23 protein-coding genes are annotated in these 24052 nt (G+C 66.1%); 6 read left to right on the forward strand and 17 right to left on the reverse strand.

Annotation, left to right across the window (positions count from 1 at the left end; all coding sequences use genetic code 11):
- From AC1DHL_RS00005 to AC1DHL_RS00020, 4 genes are all read left to right on the forward strand, one after another.
- Positions 1-843 (forward strand): electron transfer flavoprotein subunit alpha/FixB family protein (locus tag AC1DHL_RS00005; RefSeq protein WP_478159638.1); only part of this gene is annotated, 843 nt, incomplete at its 5' end.
- 43 nt (positions 844-886) lie between these two features.
- The gene (locus AC1DHL_RS00010) at positions 887-1855 is read left to right on the forward strand and encodes a Bug family tripartite tricarboxylate transporter substrate binding protein (protein ID WP_478159640.1); all 969 of its coding nucleotides are present in this window, start codon (positions 887-889) and stop codon (positions 1853-1855) included.
- Positions 1856-1902: 47 nt separating this feature from the next.
- On the forward strand, positions 1903-3060 hold the full coding sequence (locus AC1DHL_RS00015; protein ID WP_478159642.1) for an acyl-CoA dehydrogenase family protein: 1158 nt from the start codon (positions 1903-1905) through the stop codon (positions 3058-3060).
- Between the two features lie 41 nt (positions 3061-3101).
- Positions 3102-3905: an enoyl-CoA hydratase/isomerase family protein gene (locus AC1DHL_RS00020; RefSeq protein ID WP_478159644.1), complete on the forward strand. Its 804-nt coding sequence runs from the start codon at positions 3102-3104 to the stop codon at positions 3903-3905.
- A gap of 21 nt (positions 3906-3926) precedes the next feature.
- On the opposite strand, the gene AC1DHL_RS00025 is transcribed toward AC1DHL_RS00020, so the two are convergent.
- The 5 genes from AC1DHL_RS00025 to AC1DHL_RS00045 all read right to left on the reverse strand — a co-directional run bounded on the left by AC1DHL_RS00025 (position 3927) and on the right by AC1DHL_RS00045 (position 9832).
- Positions 3927-4832, reverse strand: coding sequence for a LysR family transcriptional regulator (locus AC1DHL_RS00025; RefSeq protein ID WP_478159646.1), 906 nt, complete (start codon positions 4830-4832; stop codon positions 3927-3929).
- A gap of 19 nt (positions 4833-4851) precedes the next feature.
- A complete protein-coding gene (locus AC1DHL_RS00030) occupies positions 4852-6339 on the reverse strand; it encodes an aldehyde dehydrogenase family protein (protein ID WP_478159648.1) in 1488 nt (495 codons plus the stop codon).
- Between the two features lie 42 nt (positions 6340-6381).
- A complete protein-coding gene (locus AC1DHL_RS00035; protein WP_478159650.1) occupies positions 6382-8076 on the reverse strand; it encodes a GMC family oxidoreductase in 1695 nt (564 codons plus the stop codon).
- A 142-nt stretch (positions 8077-8218) separates the two neighbouring features.
- A complete protein-coding gene (locus tag AC1DHL_RS00040; RefSeq protein ID WP_478159652.1) occupies positions 8219-9007 on the reverse strand; it encodes an SDR family NAD(P)-dependent oxidoreductase in 789 nt (262 codons plus the stop codon).
- A gap of 33 nt (positions 9008-9040) precedes the next feature.
- Positions 9041-9832, reverse strand: a complete 792-nt coding sequence (locus AC1DHL_RS00045) for an SDR family NAD(P)-dependent oxidoreductase (RefSeq protein ID WP_478159654.1) — start codon at positions 9830-9832, stop codon at positions 9041-9043.
- Positions 9833-9945: 113 nt separating this feature from the next.
- On the opposite strand from AC1DHL_RS00045, the gene AC1DHL_RS00050 reads away from it, so the two are divergent.
- Positions 9946-10980, forward strand: coding sequence for a zinc-binding dehydrogenase (locus tag AC1DHL_RS00050; protein WP_478159656.1), 1035 nt, complete (start codon positions 9946-9948; stop codon positions 10978-10980).
- A 145-nt stretch (positions 10981-11125) separates the two neighbouring features.
- Complete coding sequence (locus AC1DHL_RS00055) at positions 11126-11713, forward strand: histidine phosphatase family protein (protein WP_478159658.1); 588 nt, start codon at positions 11126-11128, stop codon at positions 11711-11713.
- 13 nt (positions 11714-11726) lie between these two features.
- Here the strand turns inward: AC1DHL_RS00055 and AC1DHL_RS00060 are convergent, their stop codons facing one another.
- The 12 genes from AC1DHL_RS00060 to AC1DHL_RS00115 all read right to left on the reverse strand — a co-directional run bounded on the left by AC1DHL_RS00060 (position 11727) and on the right by AC1DHL_RS00115 (position 24051).
- The gene (locus AC1DHL_RS00060) at positions 11727-12872 is read right to left on the reverse strand and encodes a CaiB/BaiF CoA transferase family protein (RefSeq protein ID WP_478159659.1); all 1146 of its coding nucleotides are present in this window, start codon (positions 12870-12872) and stop codon (positions 11727-11729) included.
- Between the two features lie 19 nt (positions 12873-12891).
- Positions 12892-14448 carry a class I adenylate-forming enzyme family protein gene (locus tag AC1DHL_RS00065; RefSeq protein ID WP_478159661.1) on the reverse strand — a complete coding sequence of 519 codons (1557 nt, stop codon included), beginning with the start codon at positions 14446-14448 and terminating at the stop codon, positions 12892-12894.
- A 26-nt stretch (positions 14449-14474) separates the two neighbouring features.
- Entirely contained in the window at positions 14475-15662 is a 1188-nt protein-coding gene (locus AC1DHL_RS00070) for an ABC transporter substrate-binding protein (RefSeq protein WP_478159663.1), read from the reverse strand.
- Between the two features lie 31 nt (positions 15663-15693).
- Entirely contained in the window at positions 15694-16389 is a 696-nt protein-coding gene (locus tag AC1DHL_RS00075) for an ABC transporter ATP-binding protein (RefSeq protein WP_478159665.1), read from the reverse strand.
- Positions 16386-17084, reverse strand: coding sequence for an ABC transporter ATP-binding protein (locus AC1DHL_RS00080; protein WP_478159667.1), 699 nt, complete (start codon positions 17082-17084; stop codon positions 16386-16388). Before AC1DHL_RS00080 ends, AC1DHL_RS00075 begins: the two co-directional genes overlap by 4 nt.
- On the reverse strand, positions 17071-18129 hold the full coding sequence (locus tag AC1DHL_RS00085; RefSeq protein WP_478159669.1) for a branched-chain amino acid ABC transporter permease: 1059 nt from the start codon (positions 18127-18129) through the stop codon (positions 17071-17073). The genes AC1DHL_RS00080 and AC1DHL_RS00085 overlap by 14 nt, the downstream gene beginning before the upstream one ends.
- The gene (locus AC1DHL_RS00090) at positions 18129-19001 is read right to left on the reverse strand and encodes a branched-chain amino acid ABC transporter permease (RefSeq protein WP_478159671.1); all 873 of its coding nucleotides are present in this window, start codon (positions 18999-19001) and stop codon (positions 18129-18131) included. Before AC1DHL_RS00090 ends, AC1DHL_RS00085 begins: the two co-directional genes overlap by 1 nt.
- A 12-nt stretch (positions 19002-19013) precedes the next feature.
- On the reverse strand, positions 19014-19880 hold the full coding sequence (locus tag AC1DHL_RS00095) for a MaoC/PaaZ C-terminal domain-containing protein (RefSeq protein WP_478159673.1): 867 nt from the start codon (positions 19878-19880) through the stop codon (positions 19014-19016).
- A 97-nt stretch (positions 19881-19977) separates the two neighbouring features.
- Positions 19978-20643, reverse strand: a complete 666-nt coding sequence (locus tag AC1DHL_RS00100) for a nitroreductase (RefSeq protein ID WP_478159675.1) — start codon at positions 20641-20643, stop codon at positions 19978-19980.
- 3 nt (positions 20644-20646) lie between these two features.
- Entirely contained in the window at positions 20647-21696 is a 1050-nt protein-coding gene (locus tag AC1DHL_RS00105; protein WP_478159677.1) for a phosphotransferase family protein, read from the reverse strand.
- 61 nt (positions 21697-21757) lie between these two features.
- On the reverse strand, positions 21758-23005 hold the full coding sequence (locus AC1DHL_RS00110) for an acyl-CoA dehydrogenase family protein (RefSeq protein ID WP_478159679.1): 1248 nt from the start codon (positions 23003-23005) through the stop codon (positions 21758-21760).
- Between the two features lie 137 nt (positions 23006-23142).
- Positions 23143-24051 (reverse strand): acyl-CoA thioesterase, encoded by a 909-nt coding sequence (locus AC1DHL_RS00115; protein ID WP_478159681.1) that lies wholly within the window; start codon positions 24049-24051, stop codon positions 23143-23145.
- Between the last annotated feature and the right edge of the window lies 1 nt (position 24052).

The following is a 24052-nucleotide window of genomic DNA, read 5'->3' on the forward strand; positions in this document are numbered from 1 at the left end:
GTCCACGTGCTGGTGGCTGGCGCCAACGCCGCCGAAGCCGGCAAGGCTGCCGCCCAGGTGGCAGGCGTTGCCAAGGTGATCGTGGCTGACAGCCCGAGCCTGGCGGACAACCTCGCGGAGAACGTCGCAGCCCAGGTGCTGGCGATCGCCAAGAACTACAGCCACATCCTGTTCCCCGCTACCGCCAACGGCAAGAACGTGGCGCCTCGCGTGGCTGCCTTGCTGGACGTGGCCCAGATCAGCGACATCACCAAGGTCGACAGCCCCGACACCTTCGAGCGTCCGATCTATGCGGGCAATGCGATCGCCATCGTGCAAAGCTCCGACGCCATCAAGGTCGTCACCGTGCGCACGACGGGCTTCGATGCGGCGGCAGCCACGGGTGGCAGCGCAGCGGTGGAAACTGTGGACGGCGTGGCCGACAGCGGCAAGTCGAGCTTCGTGGGCCGGGAAGTGACCAAGAGCGAGCGTCCCGAACTCACCGCTGCCAAGATCATCGTCTCGGGCGGCCGTGCCCTGGGCAGCGCGGAGAAGTTCACCGAGGTGATGGCGCCTCTCGCGGACAAGCTCAACGCGGGCCTCGCTGCCAGCCGCGCCGCAGTGGACGCAGGCTACGCGCCGAACGACTGGCAAGTGGGCCAGACGGGCAAGATCGTGGCGCCGCAGCTCTACATCGCCTGCGGCATCTCGGGCGCCATCCAGCATCTGGCAGGCATGAAGGACTCCAAGGTGATCGTGGCGATCAACAAGGACGAAGAAGCCCCGATCTTCTCGGTGGCCGACTACGGCCTCGTGGCTGACCTGTTCGTTGCCGTGCCAGATTTCGCCCGCGAACTCGGCTGACCCGGACCACCCCGATCCAGGCGATACCTACAACGGAGACAAGATGAAACCCCTCGAACGCATCCTCGGTGTGCTGATTGCAGCCGCCCTCCCCCTCGCCGCCCAGGCCGCCTACCCCGACAAGCCGATCCGCCTGGTCGTGCCCTATGCCGCGGGTGGTCCCACCGACGCGATGGCGCGCATCCTCCAGGCGCCGCTGCAGAAGGCGCTCGGCGGCGCCACGGTGATCGTCGACAACGTGCCCGGCGTCGGTGGCGCTCTCGGCGCGCAGCAGGTGTTGCGCGCACCAGCGGACGGCTACACGCTCTTCCTCGGCAACAACGGTCCCAGCGCCGTGACCCCGCTGCTGCAGAAGAACGCAGGCTTCGATCCGATCAAGGACTTCGCACCCGTCTCGATGGTCGCGAAGTCGACGATGGTGCTCGCGGTCGGTGCCGGCGTGCCTGCGAACAACATGAAGTCCTTCCTCGCCTGGGCGAAGAACAGCGGCGGCAACGCCAACTACGCCAGCGCGGGCATCGGCTCGCTCGGCCACCTGGGCACCGAACTGCTGCTCAAGCAGGCGGGGCTCAAGATGACACACGTCCCCTACAAGGGCCAGGCGCCGACGCTCAATGCCCTGCTCGGCGGCGAGGTGCAGGTGTTGCTGACGACACCCACCGAAGCGATGCGCGGCCAGATTGCCTCCGGCAAGATCAAGCTCGTCGGCGTGACCTCCGAAACTCCTTCCCCGCATGACCCGAACGCCGATGTCATCGCCAAGTCCGTTCCCGGCTTCACGCTGTATTCGTGGTTTGCGATTCTGGTCAAGGCCGGAACACCGCCCGAGATCATCGACCAACTGCACAAGGCTGTCGTCACCGCCGTCGCATCGGACGACGTCCGCAAGCGCTTCGATTCGCTCGGCGTCGACGCCGAGAGCAGCACACCCGCCAAGGTAATGGACTACGTCAATCAGGACGTTTCGCGCTGGAGCGCCATCATTCGCGAGCAGAACATCCAGCCCGAATGAACGCGACCGAGCCGCCCCGCCCCATACGTTGAATACAGGAAGCCTTCATGGACTTCACAACCGAAGAACTGGCCTTTCGCGACAGCGTTCGCCGGATGGCTGAAAAACATGTGGCGCCGATCGCCGCCGAGATTGACGAGAACGATCGCTTCCCAACCGAACTGATCCCGATCTACGGCGACATGGGCCTGCTGCAGCTTTGGGTGCCCGAGGAATACGGTGGACCGGGCGCGAATCTCACGATGGTCTGCATGGCGCGCGAGGAGATCTCGCGCTACTCCGAAGCCTGCGGGCTGCTGGCCGGCGAGACGACGATGTTCGTGCTACCGCTCATGCACTTTGGCACCGAGGCGCAGAAGACGCGCTTCCTGCCTATCGTGGCGGAGGGCCGCACGCTGACCGCCATCGCGCTGTCCGAGCCCGGCGCCGGCTCGGACGTGAGCGCCATCCGCACCCGTGCCGTTCGCGACGGCAACGACTATGTCATCACGGGCCAGAAACAGTGGTGCTCCTTCGGCAGCGTGGCCGACTACATCATGGTGTTCGCAAAGACCAGCGATGCGGGCGGCGTCGACAACATCAGTCCCTTCATCGTCGATGTCAAGGCCAGCCCGGGTGTGAGCTTCGGCAAGAAGGAACGCAAGATGGGCATGCGCGGCGCCGTGAACGTGCCGGTCTACCTCGACAACGTGCGCGTGCCGGCCGAGAACATGCTCGGCGAGGAAGGCAAGGGCTTTCGTGCGGCGATGCGGGCGCTGGACCTGAATCGCCCAGCCATCGCTGCAGCGTCCGTCGGCCTCGCGCAGGGAGCGCTTGAAGCGGCGGTCGCGTACGCGCAGGATCGCAAGCAGTTCAAGCGTGCGATCTCGGAGTTCCAGGGCATCCAGTTCATGCTGGCCGACATGGCGATGCAGATCGAAGCCGCGCGTTGCCTGCTCTATGAATGCACGCGCGCCGGCGATCGCGGCGAGTGGGAGCGCCTGCCGATGCTGGCGAGCATGGCCAAGTGCTTTGCGAGCGACATGGCGATGAAGGTGACCACCGATGCCGTGCAGGTTCTCGGCGGCTACGGCTACGTCAAGGACTATCCAGTCGAACGGATGATGCGCGACGCCAAGCTCAACCAGATCTTCGAAGGCACGAACCAGATACAGCGCGTCGTGATCGCGCGCGAGTTACTGCGCCATGGCGCGCAGCGCGCCTGATCGTCTCCGCTCTTCTCCATCAGCCACCCAGGAACTGTTCGATGACCTCGCCCGAATACACCAGCCTTCTCTATGAGCGCCGCGGTAGCGTGGCCATTCTCACTTTCAACCGGCCCGAGCGCATGAATGCGATTGGCGGCACGTTGAAGCAGGACATCGTGGCCGCCATGACCCACGCCGAGCAGGATGCTGATGTCAGGGTCATCGTGCTGACAGGCGCTGGCGCAGCCTTCTGCGCGGGCGGCGACGTCAAGGAAATGGCCGAGTCCCGCAGCAGCGGCGCCAGTCGCAGCTTGCAGGAGAAGATCCGCCCTGCACGCGACGCGATGCTCCTCGCGATCCATGAAGCGTGCAAGCCTGTCATCGCCGCCGTCAACGGCGCGGCGGCCGGCGCCGGCATGAACATGGCGCTGGCCGCCGACATCCGCATTGCATCGACCACGGCCCGTTTCGCGCAAGCCTTCGTCAAGCGCGGCCTTCCACCGGACACGGGCGCCACCTACCTGCTGCCTCGCATCGTCGGCATGGCCAAGGCCTGTGAGCTCGCGTTCACGGGCGACACGATCGAAGCCGATGAGGCGCTGCGACTCGGCGTCGTCTCGCGCGTCGTGCCGGCCGACCAGCTGATGCCGACTGCCCTCGACCTGGCCGATCGGATCGCCGCAGGTCCGCCCATCGCGATCCGACTGGCCAAGCAGTCGCTCTATCGCGGACAGCATGGCGACTTGCGCGATGCGCTCGGCCGCGAGGCCGCCGCCTTCAACGTCTGCTTCGAAACCGAAGACGCGGCCGAGGGAGTCAATGCCTTCTTCGAGAAGCGCACGCCCCAGTTCAAGGGTCGCTGATCGACGGGCCCCAGAAAGGGTTCAGGCTTCGACCCAGCCGGCGCGAAACTTCTCGTTGATGAAGTCGAGAAACGCCCGCACCCGCAAGCTCTGGTTGCGCTTGCTCGCATAGACCACATACAGTGGCTCTTCCGCATCCACCTGGAGCCCCTCCAGCACACGCACGAGGCGACCGGATTCGATGTCCGGTCCGATGTGGATGTCCGACAGTCGCACGATGCCGAGGCCGTTGACGGCGAATGTGCGCAGCAGCTCCGCCGAGTTGCTGCCGATGTTGCCCTTGACGTCGAGCGTGATGTGCTCGTCTCCGTTGCGCAACGGCCAGCCGCTTCGGAAGGATCCGGCCAGGAAGTTCAGGCAGTTGTGTTGCGACAGGTCTTCGAGCGTCAGCGGGATGCCGGCCCGGGCCAGGTACTTGGGCGCTGCGCACATGCTCCAGCGCGTGGTGGCGATGCGCCTCGCCACCAGCGACGAATCGGGGATGCTGCCGCTCTGAAACGAGACGTCGACCTGGTTTTCGAACATGTCGATCGGTGCCGCGGTCAGCACGAACTCGACACGCATCTTCGGATGCCGTTCCAGGAACTCCGGCATCAACGGCGAGATCTGGTACTGCGCCAGCAGCAGCGGGCAGTTGATGCGCAGCACACCCGATGCCTCCAGCCGCGACTGGCCGAGGCCGCTCTCGGCCTCCTCCAGCGCGTCGATCACGCGATGCGCACCTTCGAGGAACCGCTCGCCCTCGCGCGTGAGCTTGAGCACGCGCGACGTGCGGTGGAACAGGCGCACGCCGAGCCGATCCTCCATCCGCTGGATCAACTTGCTGACGGTCGACGGGTTGCAGTCGAGGCTGCGCGCGGCGGCGGAGAAACTGGTCTCTTCGGTGACGCGAAGGAAGACGTCGAGTTCCCGGATGCGATCGTTCATGACACGGCAGTATCCACCGTCAATCGGTCTTGATCCACACCGCTTTCGTCTGCTGGTATTCCTCCATGTGCTGGGCACCGGATTCGCGGCCATAGCCGCTCATCTTGTAGCCCCCGAAGGGCACGGCCGGGTCCATCACCTGATAGCAGTTGACCCAGACCGAGCCGGCGCGCAATCCCTTGGCGACGCGGTGCACCTTGCTCACGTCGCGCGTCCACACGCCGCTTGCCAGGCCGTAGTCGGTGTCGTTGGCGCGCCGGAGCATGTCGTCGATGTCGTCGAAGGGAAGCGCGGAGATCACGGGGCCGAAGATCTCCTCGCGCGCGATCTTCATCTCGTCCCTGACGCCGGTGAACACGGTCGGCTCGACGAAATAGCCTTTGGAAAGCCCGTCGCGGTCGATCCGCTTCCCGCCTGCCAAAGCCTTGGCGCCCTCCTCCTTGCCGGCAGCGAGATAGCCGCAGACCCGATCGAGTTGCTCCTTCGAAACGAGCGGGCCGAGTTGCGTGTCGGCATCGAGCGGGTTGCCCACGCGCAGGGTTCGCGCGAATTCGGCCACCTTGTGCACGAACTCGTCATGGACCTTGCGCTCGACGAACAGTCGCGTGCCGGCGCTGCAGATCTGGCCCGAGTTGCCGAACACGGCCATGGCCGCGCCTGGCACGGCCGCATCGAGGTCCGCGTCGGCGAACACGATGTTGGGCGACTTGCCGCCCAGTTCGAGCGAGACGCGCTTGATGTTGCCGGCCGAGGCGCGAATGATCTTCTGGCCCACTTCGGTCGAGCCTGTGAACGCGATCTTGTCCACGCCGGGGTGGGCAGCAAGCGCCGCCCCGGCTGCACCCAATCCGGTGACGACATTGACCACGCCCGGCGGAATGCCCGCCTCCGCGCACAGTTCGACCAGGCGCAGCGGCGACAGCGGCGCCTGTTCGGCCGGCTTGAGCACGATGGTGCACCCCGATGCAAGCACCGGACATAGCTTCCAGATCGCCAGGCCGATCGGCCCATTCCATGGGTTGATCGCGCCGACCACGCCCACCGGTTCCTTGAGCGTGTAGCTGAAGACCTCTCCCGGCGCCGAGTTCTCGATCGTCTCGCCGTGGGTCGAGGTCGCCAGTCCTGCGTAGAAGCGCAGCAGACCGACCGCGCGTCGCCGGCCCAGCGTGGTGCGCGAGATCGGTCCGCCCATGTCCAGCGTGTCGAGCATTGCCAGTTCGTCGTAGTGCTGGTCCACGAGGTCTGCGAGCCGAAGCATCACCTGCTGACGGTCGAAGGGCTTGAACTTGCTCCAGGGACCGGTGAAGGCGCGGCGCGCGGCGGCGACAGCAAGCGCGATATCCTGCTCATCGGCCTCGGCCACTTCGGCCAGCACCTCGCCGGTGCTGGGATTGACGGTCTTGAAGGTGCGGCCCGAGTTCGATGCGACATGTTTGCCGTCGATGAACATCCGCTTGACGCTGCCGTCGAGAAAGGCCGGCATGGGGAGAGTGCTTGGCTGCTGCATGGTCGTGTGCCTCGTTGAATGAATCGAGTGGTTCGCCGGGCGTCAGTCCACCTCGGCCGGGGTGCCATGTCGCACGTCGAAGTGGGCGGCGTTGGCAGGTGTCTTGCGAACAGCGGCCAGACCTTCGCCGCGCAGGAAGGAGGCGGCGCGCTCGCCGATCATGGTCGCCGGCGCGCTGGTATTGCCTCCGATGATGTTGGGCATGATCGAAGCATCCGCGACGCGAAGGCCCCGTATGCCATGGACGCGCAACTCGGCATCCACGACGGCCATCGGATCACTGGCCGGCCCCATCTTGCAGGTCCCCACGGGGTGATACGCGGTGTTGACCTGCGCCCGCAGCGTGGCTTCGAGGTCGGCATCGTCCTGTACGCCGGCGCCGGGCTCGATCTCACCGCCCGAGAACGGCGCCAATGCCGAAGCGCCGAAGATACGGCGCGCCTCGCGCACGCCGCGCACCAGCGTCGCCATGTCGGCCGGGTCTTCGAGGAAATTCGGATGCATCACCGGCTTGGCGGCCGGATCGGCCGATGCCAGTTCCAGGTGCCCACGCGAGACCGGCCGAAGCAACTGCACGAGCACCATGAAGCCGTGGTCCCGGGGAATGACACGCGCATTGCCCTTCAGGCCGACCAGGAAGGTCATCTGCACATCGGCGCGGTCGAGTCCAGGCAGCGTGCGCACAAAACCGCCGGCCTCGGCCGCGTTCGACGAAAGCATGCCCGTGCGGTTGAACAGGTAGCGCAACGGGCTGAGCGCCACGCGTGCCCATGATTGGGGGGACAGCGCGTAGGATTCGCCGCTCGGATTGCGGTGCGAGACATAGACGGTCGGGTGGTCCTGCAGGTTGTGACCCACGCCGGGCAAGGCGAGCTTCACAGGAACGCCCATGCGCCGCAAATGCGCTTCAGGGCCGATGCCTGAGAGCATCAGAAGTTGCGGCGAATTCACCGCACCACCGGAAAGCACGACCTCGCTCGATGCGCCCAACAGCCGTCGCTGGCCGTCCTGGACGATGCGCACGCCCACCGCATGGTCGCCCTCCAACTCGATCTTCTCAACCAGCGTGTCAGCGAACACCGTGAGGTTGGGGCGCTCCAGCACCGGATGCAGGAACGCTCGCGAATTGCTCAACCGCACGCCCTCGCGTTGGTTGAGTTCGTAGATGCCGTACCCGTCCTGCTCGGGACCATTGAAGTCATCGCTGCGGCGATGCCCGGCCTCGACGGCAGCATCGACGAAGGCGCGGGAGAGCACATTGGGGGACTTCGGCAGGCTGACATCCAGTTCCCCGACCGTGCCGTGGTACGCCGAGCCGCCCGCATGACGCTTCTCGTGCTGCCGAAACACCGGCAACACGTCGTCGTAACCCCAGCCGGGATTGCCGAGGGCTTCCCACTCGTCGTAGTCGCGGCGGTGGCCGCGGATGTACACCGAACCATTCACCGAACTGCACCCGCCGAACAGCTTGCCGCGCGGGCAGCCTATGGTGCGGTTGTCGACAGCCTCGCCGCCCGCGAAGCTGTGCCGCCAGTTATAACGCGCATGCGGCAGGAGAAAGATATTGCCCACCGGAAGCGCTGTCTTGAGGTTGACCGGAAAGCGCCGGTCCGAAGGTCCCGCTTCGATCAACGCGACACGAACGGCCGGGTCTGCCGACAACCGGTTCGCGATGACGCAGCCTGACGATCCGGCACCGATCACGATGTAGTCGAAGGCCTCTGGGGAACGATTCATGCAGTCTGTCTCCTGCTGATGGAATGCGTGCCGTTCTGCGCGGCATCGCTCCTGCTCGAAAGGGCCAGCATCGCGTGCGGCCGCGCCTGCAACAAGGCCGCACATGGCACATCAGCTGTGAACCGCGATCACAGACTTCGCATCACAGCGCGATGCGCCCGTGGGGATGGGTGCTGCTCACCCCGCCGTCCACCGCGTAGCACTGGCCGGTGACGAAAGAGCTGTCGTCGCTGGCGAGGAAGGCGGCCATCGCCGCGATTTCGTCGGGGCGGCCGGCGCGCTTCAACGGCGTCATGTGGCCGATGCGCGCCTCGATGCCGCGCTCTCGCGCCTGCTCGAAGACCTTGCGCGTCATCTTGGTCTCCACCAACCCGGGAAGGATCGCGTTGACGCGCACGCCCGTGCCGGTCAACGCATTGGCCGCGCATTGCGCCAGGCTGTTCACGGCGGCCTTGCTTGCGCTGTACTGGATCGAGCCTGCGTTGGCTCGCAACGAAGCTGCCGAAGAGGTGAGGATGATCGATCCACCACCCTTCTGTGTCATGAATCGCCCGGCATGCTTCACCGCGAGGAAGGCGCTGATGGTGTTCACCCGCCACACGTCGTTCCACTCTTCCACGGTCTGCTCCAGGAGCGGCGTATTGGTTCCCGGCGTTCCCGCGTTCGCGAAGAACACGTCGAGCCCGCCGAACTCGGCGATGCACTGCGCGACGACGGCCTCGACATCGGCCTCGGCGGTCGCGTCGGCCACCATCGCGACGGCGCGGCCGCCCGCCGAGCGGACGATCGCAGCGGTTTCTTCGGTGTTGTCGGCACTGCGGCCGACGACCAATACCGAGGCTCCTTCATGTGCAAAGCGGATCGCGCTGGCGCGCCCGATGCCGCTGCCCGCGCCAGTGATCACGCAGCGCTTGTCGGCGAGTCTGCTCATGCTGTTTCTCCTTGGGAATCGCGTTCAATGGATTCAGCGTGTCGCGATCGTCCAGCCGCCGTCGACCGCCAGTTGCGCGCCCTGGATGTAGCGGGCGTCGTCGCTCGCCAGGAAGGCCGCGACGGACGCGATCTCGTCGGGCTCGCCAAAGCGACCGAGCGGCATGGCGGCCAGACGGGCGGTCACCGTCGCGTCGTCGAACTTCCCGATCGAAGCCGGCGTGCAGATCATTCCGGGAAGAATCGCGTTCACGCGGATGCGGTGCGGGCTCAACTCCACCGCAGCGGCACGGGTCAGGCCGAGCACGCCGGCCTTCATCGCCGCGTAGGCGATGGAATGGGGCAGCGATTGCACGGCGGACGAAGAACTGAGATTGACGACGGCGCCCGAGCCGCGGCGCTTCATCTGGGGCACTGCCGCCTGCGTGGTCCAGATCAGCGCCTTGAGCCCGACGTCGAAGGTGTGCGTGGCACTGTCCTCGTCGACCTCTTCGAGCGGCTGGAATCGGGCCCAGACTGCGTTGTTGACCAACACCCCGACCGGTGCACCAAAGTCCCGCTCGACGGCCTCGAACGCGGCAGCGACCGCATCGCGACGGCCCACGTCCGCCACGTAGCCACGCGCCTCGATGCCGCGCGCCACGAGCCCTGAAACTGCGCCATCGAGCCGGCTGGCGCCGACGTCGAGGCAGGCGATGCGACCACCTTCGGCACCGAAGCGCTCGGCGATCGCGAGGCCGATGCCGCGCGCGGCGCCGGTGATGAGACAGACCGTGCGTGCAAGGCGGCGCGGCATGGCGGCGTTCGTATCCAATGGCCCGGGCATCACAAAGCTCCTTGTAGATCGGACGACACAAAACCTCTCCGGTCAGTGTTTTCCATATGTCGTACGCTATCGCACTATCCACATACTAACTGTATTTTTGGAAGGATGCATCGATGAAAGCCGCCGTACTGCAACAGCGGGGCCGTGACGGCCTCTTCGTGCGCGAAGCGCCCATGCCGGTACGCCGCGAGGGCGAAGTCCTGTTGCGCGTGCACGCCGCGGGCCTGAATCGTGTCGATCTGTACATGCGCGACAACGGCAGCGGAATCACGCATGACCTGCCGCAGACGCTGGGTGTCGAGGCGGCCGGCGTGATCGTCGAAGCCGATGCCGACGGCGGACTCAAGGCGGGACAGAAAGCCGTCGTGTATTCCAACGCCTTCTGCGGCACCTGTCGCTACTGCCTGGCCGGCGATCAGCCGTTGTGCCTGCGCGCGAAGATCATGGGCGAGCACCGGAACGGGGGCTTTGCGGAATACGTCGCGATGCCGGCGCGCTGCGTGCTGCCGCTGCCCGATCATGTCGACCTCGTCGACGCCGGCGCTCTCCTCGCCGCCTACCTGACGGCGTGGCGCATGCTCTTCGGCAAGCGCGCACTTCGGCCCGGAGAGACCCTGTTGATCGTCGGCGTGGGCGGCGGCGTCGCCGTGGCATGCCTGCAGTTGGCGCTGCACGCGGGCGCTCGCGTGCTCGTGACGTCATCGAGCGACGAGAAGATCGAGCGCGCGCTATCGCTCGGCGCCGCGGCAGGGGTCAACTACCGGCGCGAGAAGGTCGCGAAGCGCATCCTGGAGCTCACCCATGGCGAAGGGGTCGACATGGTGATCGACAGCGTTGGTGAGGCAAGTTGGGACGATTCACTGAGGTCGCTGCGGCGCGGAGGCCGTCTTGTCACCTGCGGCGCGACGACCGGCTCCAACCCGTCGGCGGACCTCCAGCGGCTCTTCATCCGACAGTTGGAGGTGTACGGCTCGACCGGCGGCAGCATGGAGGAATGCAGGCAACTTCTGGCGCGCTTCGCCGCCGGCAGCATCAAGCCCGTGATCGACCGGCGCTACACGCTGGACGAACTGCCCGCCGCGTTCGATCGCCTCGAACACGGAGAGCAGTTCGGAAAAATCGTCATCACGATGGGCGCGGAGAAGTAACCGGGACGTTCCGCTCCAGAAACGCGATCATGCTGCGCACGAAAGCGTCGTTGCGGTCGCCGGCAATCATGTGCGCGGTCGTTGCGCGGGTTCATGATGGTATTTCGACTATGTCGTACACGTGCATACGGTTATTATGCGCAATATGTCGATCAAGCAACTTCTGCTCGTGCGCCACGGCCGTCCCGACGAAGGCCACGCACTGAATCCCGGCGATCCGCCGCTGCACGCAAGCGGGCATGCACAGGCTCGCGCGGTAGCCATCAGGCGTCTCGGTTTCGAGCCCATCGATCGCATCGTGAGCAGCCCGCAGCAGCGTGCGCTCGATACCGCGGCCCCGCTGTCGCGGCTCCTGGGCATCGAGATCGAGGTGGTCCCGGGGCTGGCCGAATGCGACCTGAACACGACGCGCTACCGGTCGCCGGAAACCATCCGTCGCGAGGAACCGCATCGCTGGGCCGAATTCCTGGCCTCGCCGCCGCGCTTTCTGGGCATCGACCCTGACGAGTTCAGGCAAACCGTGCTCGGGGCTTTCGCGCAATTGCTCGCAGAGCCGCGAGGCAACACCATCGCGGTGTTCTCTCACGGCATGCCCATCAAGACGCTGGTCGCGCACGCGCTGCGCACGCCGGGCACAGACACCTTCTCGATTGACCATTGTTCGGTGACACGCGCTGTGGGCACTTCGCTTGACGACGTGCGCGTGCGCACGCTCAACGAATCCACCCCGTGAGCAAACGCACGCCCTAGCGCGCGCCGAAAGCGCCTTCGGCCTTCAATGCCGCCACCTCGCCGGACTCGAAACCCCACGACGACAGGATCGCTTCCGGGTCCCCGCTTGCGACGCTCGGCAGCTTCGGCGCTTCCGGCACGGTGCGGCTGAAGCGCGGTGCGGGCGCAGGCTGCATGACGCCGCCCACCTCGACAAAGGTCCCGCGCGCACGATTGTGCGGATGCGCGACCGCCTCGGCCAGCGTCAGCACAGGTGCGAAGCACACGTCGCTGCCTTCCATGATCGCGCACCATTCCGCGCGGGTCTTTTCGCGAAACACCGCCGCCAGCCGCTCCCGAAACGCAGGCCAACTGTCCCGGTCGAGTTGATCCGGCAGCGCTTGTCCCGCCAGGCCCGTGAGGCGCAGCAATTCCGCATAGAACTGCGGCTCCGCCGATGCGATGCTGATGTACCCGCCATCGGCAGTCTCATAGACGCCGTACCACGGCGCCGTCTCACCGTCGAGCGAGTTCTCGCCGCGCCGGTCGCTCCATTTGCCGTCTGCAAGCATGGCGTAGATGTAAGTCATCAGCGAGGCCGCGCCATCGACCATCGCGGCGTCGACGACCTGGCCCTTGCCAGACTGCCGTGCCTCGAGCAGCGCACACACGATGCCAAATGCCAGGTACATGCCGCCGCCACCGAAGTCGCCGACCAGGTTCAACGGCACGGCGGGCGGCCCGTCCTTGCGGCCGATCGAATGCAAGGCGCCGGTGAGCGCGACGTAGTTGATGTCATGGCCTGCCGCCTTGGCGAGGGGCCCGTCCTGGCCCCACCCCGTCATGCGCCCGTAGACGAGCTTCGGATTCAGCGCGAGAGCGGGTTCCGGACCCAATCCAAGGCGCTCCATCGTGCCCGGCCGGAATCCCTCGATGAATGCATCGGCATCAGCAAGCAGACGACGCAGTGCGCCCATGCCAGCCGGCGTCTTGAGCTCGAGCGCGATCGCCGAGCGGCTGCGATTGAGCAGTTCGATGCGCGGATGCCCCGGCGGATGCGCCTGCCCGGGCCGCTCGATGCGCAGCACCTCGGCACCCATGTCAGCCAGCATCATTGCCGCGAAGGGCCCGGGCGCGAGGCCCGCCATTTCCACGACCCTGATTCCCTTGAGTGGTCCCATTGCCTGGTCCTTTGTCGATCTAGTTCGAAGCGACCGCACCGTAGCTGTCGCGCAATTGGCGCTTGAGCACCTTGCCGATGTCGCTGCGCGGGAGACTCTCGACGACGCACACCGCGGAGAGCCGCTGTGGCTTGCCGAGGCGCTCGTTGGTCCAGGTCTGAAGCTGCTCCGCCGACACTGCGGAACCCTCACGCAATACCGCACAGGCCACCGGCGTCTCGCCCCATCGCTCGGAGGGCACGCCGAATACGGCGACATCGGCAACATCCATGTGCGTGCGCATCACCGCTTCGACGTCACTCGGATAGACGTTGAAACCGCCCGAGATGATCATGTCCTTCTTGCGGTCGAGCAGGACGAGGAAGCCATCCTCGTCGAAGCGCCCGACGTCACCGCTGCGGATGAAACGCCGCCCCTCTGCATCGAACCATTCGACTTCGGCAGTCTTGGCCGGGAGGTTGTGGTAGCCGGCCATCATCGTTCCCGAGCGTCCCACGATCTCGCCGATCGATCCGCGCGGCAATTCCTGCCCGTCCTCGTCGATCACGCGCATGTCATGGCCGGGTGCGGGCTTGCCGACGGTATGCAGCTTGTCCGGACGCTCGTGCGCGGGCAGCGCACACACGCCGCCGCCCTCCGTCATGCCGTAGTACTCGGTCAGCCCACCGGGCCATCGCGCCAGCACGTCGGCCTTGAGCCCCGACGGAAACGGCGCGCTTCCGCAAGACTTCATGCGAAAAGACGAAAGGTCGAATTGGTCGAACTGCGGATGCGCCATGATCCGCTGGAACTGCACCGGAACCATCATGCTGTGCGTCACGCGATGGTGTTCGGCCAGCATCAGGTAGGCGCCTGCATCGAACTTCTTCATGAGCACGACCTTCGCGCCCAGCGACAACGCCGGCAGGAAGCTGGACAGCGTCATGTTCGAATACAACGGGATCGACACCAGGACCGATGCATGCGGGCCGTAGCCCAGGCTCGTGAAGAGCCTGACGTGCGCCCATCGGTACGAGTAAGGCACCGCGATGCCCTTGGGCGTGCCCGTGGTGCCCGACGAATAGATGATGTTGAAGGTCCAGTCCGGCTTCACATCCACCGGCTTCGGTGCCGTGTCGGACGGCGCAAGCCACGCGGACAGAGCCTCGCCGGCCGGCGAGTCGTCGAGCGCGATCCGGCGTGCGGCGATGCTGCCCGACATATCTTCGAGCGACTTCGCGACCACCGCGTCGAGAAACAGGATTCGCGCGCCCGCATCGGCCACCATCGCGGCCAGGCCGGCCGGTGTGGTGTCAGGGGCCAGCGGCGCGACGGCCAGCCCTGCACGCAGGCCGCCGAGGAACACGGCTGCGTATTCGATCGACGTGGAAGCGGAGATCGCGACGACCTCGCGTGGCTGCACGCCATCTCGCTGCAGGGCGGCGGCCACCCGGTCCATCATCGCGTCGAGCGTGCCGTAGTCCACCACACGGTCGTCGAGCACCAGCGCAGGGTCGCGCGGGCGATATTCGGCATGTGCCCGGATCAGTGCCGGGAGGGTGCCGAAGTCCTGTTCAAGTATTTCGGAGAGCCGCATCTTCCGTCCTGGCCGCTCGGCGCGGTCTACATCTTCATCTTGCATTCGGGACTGACCGGGGGCGCGATCTGCGCGGTCGGCTCGATCGATCGCATCACGATCTCACCCTTGCCGTCGCCGGCCTTGACCGCCTGCACCACGACCAACGGACGCAACAGCTGATGGTCGGCGGCGCGCATCTCAACTTCCCCGACCACCGTGTTCGCCTTGAGGCCCTCGAGTGCCGCGCGCACCGCAGGCACCTCGGCCGACTTCGCCTTCAGGATGGCCTGGTGCACGAGATCGAACGACAGGTAGGCGTCGACGTCGATGTAGGTCGGCTTCCGCTTGTAGCGCTCCTCGAAGGCTTTCACGAAAGCCGTATTCCGCTCGCCGGGCATGGTCCAGAAGTAGCTCTGCGCGGACCAGAGGCCGACGCTCGCGTCGCCGTGCGCGCCGATGAGGATCTCGTTGACCATCGAGGCGGACACCACTGTCTTGTACTTCTCGAACAGCTTGAACGGCTGCTGCTGCTTGATGAGCGCGATGCCGCCCGACGACGGGTAGTACATCAGCAGGCCTTCGGCCGGCTTGTCCAGCAGTTGCGCGATGTAGCTGCCGAGATCGGACGCGGTGATCGGCGCGAACAGCGTCTTGTTCACCTTGCCGCCACTCTCCTGCATCGCGGCTGTGAATCGCTTGGCGGTGTCATGCCCGACCGCGATGTCGGCCATCAGCAGGTCCCAGGTCTTGACGCCGCTTGCCTTGCTCTGCTCGCGCAGGCTGTTGACCTGCATGCCGTCGGTGATGCCGATGCGGAAATAGTTCTGGCCGCAGTTCTTGCCGGTGAGGTCGTCCGATGCGGCCGTGGCGTCGATGAACAGCGCATTCAGCCCCGACATCTTCGACGCGATGGCGAGCGATGTGCCCGATGGATTCAAGCCGGTGAAGAAGGAAACGCCCTGTTGCTCCACCAGCCGATTGGCAGCGGCGATCGCCGTCGCCGGCGTGCCTGCGTGGTTCTGCGTGATGAGTTCGTACTTGCGGCCGAGCGCGCCGCCCTGAGCATTGAGACGCTCCACCGCGAATGCCGCGCCGTCGTTCACGTAGGCTCCGCTGACGGCGAACGGACCGGTGTCGATATTCACCACACCCAGCTTGATGGTCTCCTGTGCCCACGCGGGCCCCTGCAGGACGGCCGAGATGGCAAACAGGGCGCACAACTTTCTGATCATGAGGATCTCCTGTGGGTAGGGAACTAGAAGGCTAGAAGGCCAGGGCCGCGCGATGCTGCTCGGCATCGATGTCGGCAGTGCGGCCACGGTCGATGATTTCGCCCTTGGCCATGACCACGAAGCGCTGGCTGACGCGGCGCACGAGGTTCAGGTGCTGCTCGACCATCAGCACGCCGGTGCCGGCGGCGCGGATCTTGTTGAAGATGTCGGCCAACTCATCGACCAGCACGGGCGACAGGCCTTCGGAAGGCTCGTCCAGCAAGAGCACGCGCGGATTGCCGAGCAGCGCCCGCCCGACCGCCAGCATCTGCTGCTGGCCGCCGCTGAGCTCGGTACCCATCTTGTCGCGCCGCTCGCGGAGCACCGGGAAGAGCTTGTAGACCGACTCCATGGTCCAGTGGCCCTTGCGCCTGCAGGCGGCACCGAGCAGGAGATTCTCGCCCACGGTCAGGTGCGGCAGGATCATGCGGCCCTGCGGCGACAGCGTGACACCCTGCATGGCGGCCCGGTAGGCGGGCAGCTTCTGCAGCGCGATGCCGCCGACTTCCACGGAACCGCCACTGATGGTCGTGCCCCCGAAGAAGGACATCAGCAGCGTGGACTTGCCGGCCCCGTTCTTTCCGACCACCGCGACGGCCTCCCCCTCCTCCATCTGCAGGTCGACATCGCGCAGCACCACCGACTTGCCGTAGCCGGCCCGCAGGCCCTTGACATGGATGAAGCTCATGCGGCGGTCCCCAGGTAGGCGGCAATGACTTTCGGGTCGCTGCGCACCTGCGCCGGCGAGCCGTGCGCCAGCAGCCGGCCCAGGTCGAGCGCAGTGATCGAGTCGCAGAAGCGAAACACGGCCTCGACGTCGTGCTCGACCACGAGCGCCGAGACGTTGCGTTTGTGCGCCACTGCCGCCAAGTGCTCGAACAGCGTGATCGTCTCGCTGGTCGAAAGTCCGGCCGCGGGTTCATCGAGCAGCATCAGTGCGGGTTGGCCGATCAACGCCAGCGCGATATCGACGCGCCGCTGGTCACCGTAGGCGATGCTGTCAGCCATCTCGTCATACACGCCGCCGAGTTCCAGCGTATCGACGATGCCTGCCAGATCTTCCTCGCCGAGTTGCGATGCCACGAGCTCCAGTTGTTCGCCAACGCGTATGCCCGGCAAGATGCTGGTGCGCTGAAACGATCGCGACATGCCGAGACGGCGGCGTTGCACCACGGAATGGTGCGTGATGTCCTGGCCGTTGACGAAGACCCGTCCGCGCGTCGGCTTGCGCCGTCCGGTGATGGCATCCATCAAGGTCGACTTGCCCGCGCCGTTCGGTCCGATCACGCCGTGCAGCACGCCGCGCTGCGAAACTTCCAGGTTGATGCCTTCGAGCGCCTTCACGCTGCCATAGGACACGCTCAGGTCTTCAACGCGCAACATCGCGGCCTCCTGAAGTCGGTGCGGTGCTCTTCCCGAAGAGCTTCGCCAGGTTGTCTCGAATGAAGCCCATGGTGCCCTCCGGGAACGCGACGATGACCAGCACCACGGCCAGGCCGGTCAGCAATTCGAGGTGTCCGGTTGCGCCGAACTGGTCTTGCCCGATGACGTAGAGGAGCGCGCCGAGCACGGGCCCGGCAACGGTGCCGACGCCACCGATCAGGGTCGACACCAAGGCATGGCCACCGGTCACGAAGTCCAGCAATTCGGGCGAGGCGAATGCCGTGTGCAGGCCCGTCAGCAGGCCGGAAATCGCCGCGATGAATCCCGATATCGTGAACGCGAGCACCCGCGGCGCGTAGGTGTTGAAGCCCGAGAAACGCATCCGCTCTTCATTGGCGCGGATCGCGCGCAGCACGCGGCCGGTGCGCGAATGCCCCACGCTCCAGGCCAGCAGCATCACACCACACAACGCCAGCCAGGCGACGGGCCAGAACAGCTCGGGCCTGGCGAGCTGCGCCTGGGTCAGTCCGAAGAAGCTCCCCGTGAAGTTCAGCGCGAGGCCGTCGTCGCCGCCGGTCACCGGCCGGAAGTCGGTGATCATCACCATCGATCGCAGCATCTGGGCCAGGGCCAGCGTGAGCATTGCGAAAGGCAGTGGTCGCGCGCGGACCACGAGCGCGCCGATCGACGCGGACAGCAATGTCGACGCGAGCAGCGTGAAGCAGGCCGCCGTCATCACGTTCCAGCCCAACTGGGTGACCGCGATCGCGAAGAGGTAGGTCGCGCTGCCCGTGAAAGCAGCCGCGCCGAACATCATCAGCCCGCTCTGGTGCGCCAGGAACCCGATCGCGACGGCCGCAATGCCCAGCACGATGGCATTGATGAGAAGCCCCAGGTAGAACGAACTCTTCACCACCGTCGGCAGGAACAGCCCCAACACGACGAGCACCGCCACGACGAGCGCCGGCTTGAGAAGACTCGGCACCTTGCGGGTGACAGCAGAGGGCGGCGGCGCAACCATGCTGAGTCCTTGTGCGATGGCCATCAGGCAACCCTCCCTCGGCCAAGCCCTTGCGGCCGCCACAGCAAGACGAAGAACAACAGCAGGTAGGGCGCCATCACGGCCAAGGTCGGCGAGACCAGCGTGCCGATCACCTGGATCAGGCCGTAGACCACCGCCGCGGCGATCGCGCCACCAATGCTGCCCAGCCCGCCGATGACGACGACCATCAGGCAACTGATCAGGATGCTGCCGCCCATCGCGGGGTCGACGGACAGGTAGGGTCCGGCCAGCACGCCGGCCAATCCGGCGAAGCCCGTGCCCATGCACACCACGAGCAGGCTCAGGCGATCGGTGTTGACGCCCATCATCCGCGCCACCATTGGCTGCTGGCTGACGGCACGCACGTGCATGCCCGATCGCGTGTACTTGAGCCACACGGCCAGGGCCACGCAGGTTCCGAAGCCCACGGCGATCAGGAAGATCCGGTACGCCGGATAGCGCTGGCCGAACAGATCGATCGACCCGGCCAGCGACGCCGGCGCATCAAGCTGCAACGGCGCCGTGCCCCAGATCTTGATCACCACCTGGCTGAGCACCAGCGCCAGCCCGAAAGTAACGAGCGCCACGTCCATGTGCGAGCGATGCTGCAACGGCCTGATCACCGCGTACTCGAACGCCACGCCCAGCACCGCCAGCAGCAGCGGGACAATCAGCAGGGCCGCCCAGAAGCTGAAGAGGCCCGAGAAGGTATAGCCCAGGTAGGCGCCCAGCATGAACAGCGCGCCATGCCCGAAGTTCATCACGTCGCGCAGGCCGAAGATCAGCGCGAGGCCGCTGGCGAGGATTGTCAGCAGCGACGCCAGCGCCAGCGCGTTGGCGAGTTGGGCGACGTTGAAGATGCTTGAAAGGTCCATGTCCACTCCCGTCTAGTGGCCGACCAGGATGCACTCGCCCCGGTCGAGCACCGTCACGTAGCGTTCGACCGCCAGCGCGCGGAAGCGCAGCGTGTCGCCCTCTTCGAACAGGTCGATGCGAATGGTGTCGCCCGGAAGGGCCGGTTGGACGAAGCGCACGGACATCGAGCGCAGGCGCTCGGGGCGCCCGGGGCTGAAGTGCTTCAGGATCGCCCGGCAGGCCAGGCCCATCGTGTTGAGCCCGTGCGAGATCGGCCGCTCGAAGCCCGCTTGGCGCGCCACCACAGGATCGGCGTGGATCGGCATGTAGTCGCGGCTGACCAGGCGGTACAGCAGCGCAGCCTGCGGCGTGGTGCGGTACTCGACGCTGACGCTCGGTTCGGCATCGTCGCGCAGCGCGGGCATGGCGGGCGGCGCTACGCCATGGCTGCCGCAGCCGCCATCGCCGCGCAGGAACTGCGTTGAAGACAGGCTGGCCAGAGGCTCGCCGGATCGCGCGTCGGCAATCTCGGTGTCGAAGTAGATCAGCGCGCCGCGTCCGACGCCCTTGTCGACCACGGCACGCACGCTGTGCGCGGCCCGGATCTCGGCATTCAGCGGCAAGGGCCGGTGCAGCACGAAGCGCTCTTCCCCGTGCAGGATGTTCACCCAGTCGATACCGGCCTCGGGATCGGCGTGCCAGAACGCAGGCCAGCCCAACACCATGCACTGACTGGGCACGGCGTGCTGCTCTCGGCCCTCGAAAACGTAGGGCAATTCGTCTTCATCGAGTGGGTCGGAGCCCATGCCCAGGCCGAGGGCATACAACGCGGAGTCCCGCCAGTCGTAGCTCTGGTCCGTCGTTTCGAAACTGCGTCCGATGACGTTCTGCAGGTTCATGAAGGCGCTTGTCTCCGTTCAAAACGTCAGCATAACGTACCATACGCATGCGTACTACCTATGGTTAGTACGGAGTACCATGCGGCCCGGCGCGGGATCAGCGATGGAAGCGAACGGCCTCGCCGGTCGGCGCGCGGCCGACGCGTGCAGTGTTGGCCTTTTCGGCCGGATCCTCATGGCCGAAGGAGACACCGAACAGCAGCCGCTGTGTGTCTGGCAGCCCGAGCGTGGCCCGCACGATGCCGGGGTACAGGCCGAGCGCGCCCTGGGCGCAAGTCGCGATGCCCCGGGCCGTCATGGCCAGCATGAGCGTTTGCGCGTACATGCCGATGTCCGTGGCCTCGCGTGTATCGAAAGGCTGTGGCATGAAGATGAAAACGGCATGCGGCGCGCCGAAGAAGTCGAGATTGCGAACGTACGCAGCACGTCGTCCGACGAGATCGGTTCGCTCGACACCCATGGCGCCGTAGAGCTGCACCGCCGCGTCGACCTGGCGCGCACGGTACACGCCGTCGAACTTGCCTTCGGCGGGCCAATCGGGGTCGATCGGATCACCGCGCAGGCCGGCTTCGACCAGTGCGGTCCGAAGCCGCTGGAGCGCCGCACCCGAGACGACATGCGGTATCCAGGGCTGAACGTTGCAGTTGGATGGTGCACGCTGGGCGATGGCAAACACCTCATCCAGCGTGCGCTGCGGCACTTCGTCGGGCAGGAAGCCGCGCACCGAACGCCGCTGCAGGATGGCTTCGTCGACAGTCATCATGACTTACCGGCCCGCTATCAATGCGGCCCCGCGCTGGGCGTATGCGCGCGCAAGCTTGCGCCCCACGCGCGCCGCGTCCGGCAAGAAGCCGTTGCCCGCATCGCCACGCGCCGCCACACCCGCGCTGCCGACAGCCCCCCGGAACATCGCGAACACCTGGTGGAAGGTCGTCATGCGCTCGTGCGATCCGGCAAGCCGGTAGTAGCGCCGGAGGTAGTCCTCCTCGGTCGGGATGCCGAGTTCGGCCAGCGGCAGGCCCAGCAGACCGCCGTTCTCGTCGGTCGCCATGCGCCAGGCCTGACTGTTGAAGGCCACATCCACCAGCGGATGGCCGAGCGTCGACAGTTCCCAGTCGAGCACGGCCACGACGCGCGGCTCTGTCGGATGGAACATCATGTTGGTGATGCGGAAGTCGCCGTGGCACAAGGCGAGGGTCTGGCTCTCCGGGACTCGCTCGCCGAGCCAGGCCACGATGCGATCGAGATCGGGGTTGTCGTCGTCGCCTTGGCGGAACTGCGCCCACTGCTGCGACCAGCGGCTGAACTGCCGCGCAAAGTAGTTGCCCGGACGGCCGAAGTCGGCGAGGCCCACAGCGCGGAAGTCCAGACTGTGCAGCGCCGCCATCGTGGCGCCCATCGAGTCATACATCGCGCGACGCTCTTCGGGCGCCACGCCGGGCATCGCAAAGCCTTCGAACACCCGCCCGTCGACGCGCTCCATGAGATAGAACGGCGTGCCGAGGACTTCCCGGTCGTCGCAATACAGCAGCGGCGCCGGAACGGGCACGGCGCTCCCGCGCAGCGCGGTCAGGACGCGGAACTCGCGATCGATCGCGTGGGCCGACGCCATCAACACCGCGTTGGGCTGCTTGCGCAGCACGGCCTGCCAGTCGCCGCGACGCAGGAAGTAGGTCGGGTTGGACATGCCGCCCACCGTCCGCTCGACGGCGAGATCGCCGGCGAGGCCCGGCACAGCCCGGCGCAGGTAGGCATCCAGCCGCGCCGGGTCGAAGTCAATGCCGCGGCCGGCCGGGGCTTCGACGGCGTTGCTCATGGGGTAACCTCCGTGCTTCGCACTGCGGTGCGAGCTTGCTTGGAGCGGTCCGGCGCGGCGCTCATGACGTCGCGCGCTTGCCCGCGAAGCCGAACAGGTACTGCGCGACGCGGCGCATCTGCACCTCTTCCGACCCTTCGGTGATGCGGTAGCGCCGGTGGTGTCGATAGATGTGCTCGAACGGCAGCGCGCGCGTGTAGCCGATGCCGCCATGGACCTGGATCGCGCGGTCGGCGGCCTCGCAGCACAGCCGGTTCGCGCGGAAGTTGCAGATCGAGACGAGGTCGCTGATCTCCAGCGGGTCTTGCTGGTCCATGCGGCTCGCGACCTGGAAGATGAAGTTGCGCACCATCTCGCACTCGGCGTAGAGCTCCACCAGCGGGAACTGGATCGCCTGCTTCTTCGACAGCGGCTCGCCGAAGGCAATGCGGTTGACCGCGTACTTGGCGGACTCGGTGATGCAGTAGCGTGCCGCGCCGGCGCTGGCCGCCGCCTGGCGGATGCGGTTTTCGTGGATGAAACGCTGCGCCAGCACCAGCCCCTTGCCCTCTTCACCCAGGATCGCGCTTTCGGGCACGCGCACGTTCTTGAGTTCAACCTCCGCATGGTCGCTGGGCATGTTGAAGGTCCAGTGGTTGTAGGCGATGCGGTGGCCGGGCGAATCGGTGGGCACGATGAACGCGGTGATGCCGAGCGCATCGCCCGGCTTGCCCGAGGTGCGGGCGAACACCAGGTTGCCGTGCGCGCGCTGCACCTGGCTGTTGAAGCGCTTCATGCCGTTGATGACCCAGCCGTCGCCGTCGCGTACGCCTGTGGTCTCAAGCCAGGTGGCGTCGCTGCCGTGGTTGGGCTCGGTCAAGCCGAAGGAGAGGTGCCGGTCGCGCTTGATGATGCCCTCGATGTAGCGTTTCTGTTCGGGCGTGCCGTACGCGTTGAGCACCGGCACGATCGGGAAATTGCCCACGATCGACGACTCGTCCTGGAGATCGTTGTGAAGCCCCAGGCCCTTTGCGGCCAGGTGTTCGCGGATGGCCGCAATCGCGAGGTTCGGCGCGGCTTGCCCGCCGCACGCCTTGGGAAGCCCGTAACGGAGGTGCCCCGCCTTGTCGGCACGCCGCTCCATCTCGGCGATCAGGTCGTGCCATTCCTTGCGCGGGAAACCATCGTTCTCCCAATCGGTACGGGCGTATTCGCGGCGGTGGTCGAAGAACTTCATGTTCTCGCGCTCCAACGGCTTGATCTCGGCTTCGATGAACGCGTCGAGTTCGGCGAGCTTGGCGACGATCTCGGGAGGAAACTGGTAGTCCATGGGGGGATGTTCTCCTGATGATGGCGATCCGGTCGCCGGTGATTCATTCGGCTCTATGTATGCATTAATGACCATACACATGCGTACGACAATCGTCAACGGGATCGTCCCTGCGCCTTGCTGGCGGAAGGCGCGGATCAGCCCATCGGCGTCATGAGGTTTTCCTGGGTGGCGCTTGCCACCAGGGCGCCGTCGAGGTCGTGCACAGTCGCGATCGACAGGCCCCGACCCCGCCCGGCACAGGGGCTTTGCACGTCGAAGTGCAGCCAGCAGTCGGCGCGCAGCGGACGATGGAACCAGATCGCGTGGTTGAGGCTCGCCACATGCAGCCGTGTGCCGTCGCGCTGTAGTTCGGGCACATGGATGCCGACGCTCGGGAAATTGAGCCACCAGTCCGACAAGTACGCGAACGCCGCGGCCTGCAAGGCGAGCTCGTCGGGAAGCGGGTCCCGCGCGCGCAACCAGAATCGCAGTGCAGCACTCGACGAGGACAGCCCCAACGCCTGGGAAGGGTCCGCAACGCGAAAGTCCAGCGCACGGGAGTCAAGTGGGTAGCCGAGCGTCTGCCAGATCGCCTCGGCCGTCTCTTGCGACACGTCCTCCAAGCGAAGAAGTGTTTGCGGATCGACATCGCCGGCGCGCGAGGACGTCGCATGATCCGGGCCGGCCAGCGGCGTCGCGAAGGTGGCTTGGGCGTCGAGCACGACGCGGCGACCCGCTCCCGAATCGCTCTCCTGCGTGCCACGCACGTGACGCGAGGCAAAGCGCTTGCCGTCCTGCAACGGCGTCACCTCATAGTCGATGGCCCGATCCGGGGAGGCACTCTGCAGAAACATGAACTGCAACGCGGTGGCATCACGACCCGGCGGCACCGTCATCGATGCCGCCATCAGCGCATGCGCCAGTAACTGCCCGCCGTAGACGGTTCCACGCGCGTTCGGGCTTGCATGGCGGCTGCGAAAACGCGACGGGCCGACCCGCTGCAGCCTCAGCAGCGCTTCCAGGTCATGAAAGTTCCACGGCTCGAGCGCAGGAGGGCCGCTCATC

This window comes from Variovorax sp. 10L426, from assembly GCF_056395305.1.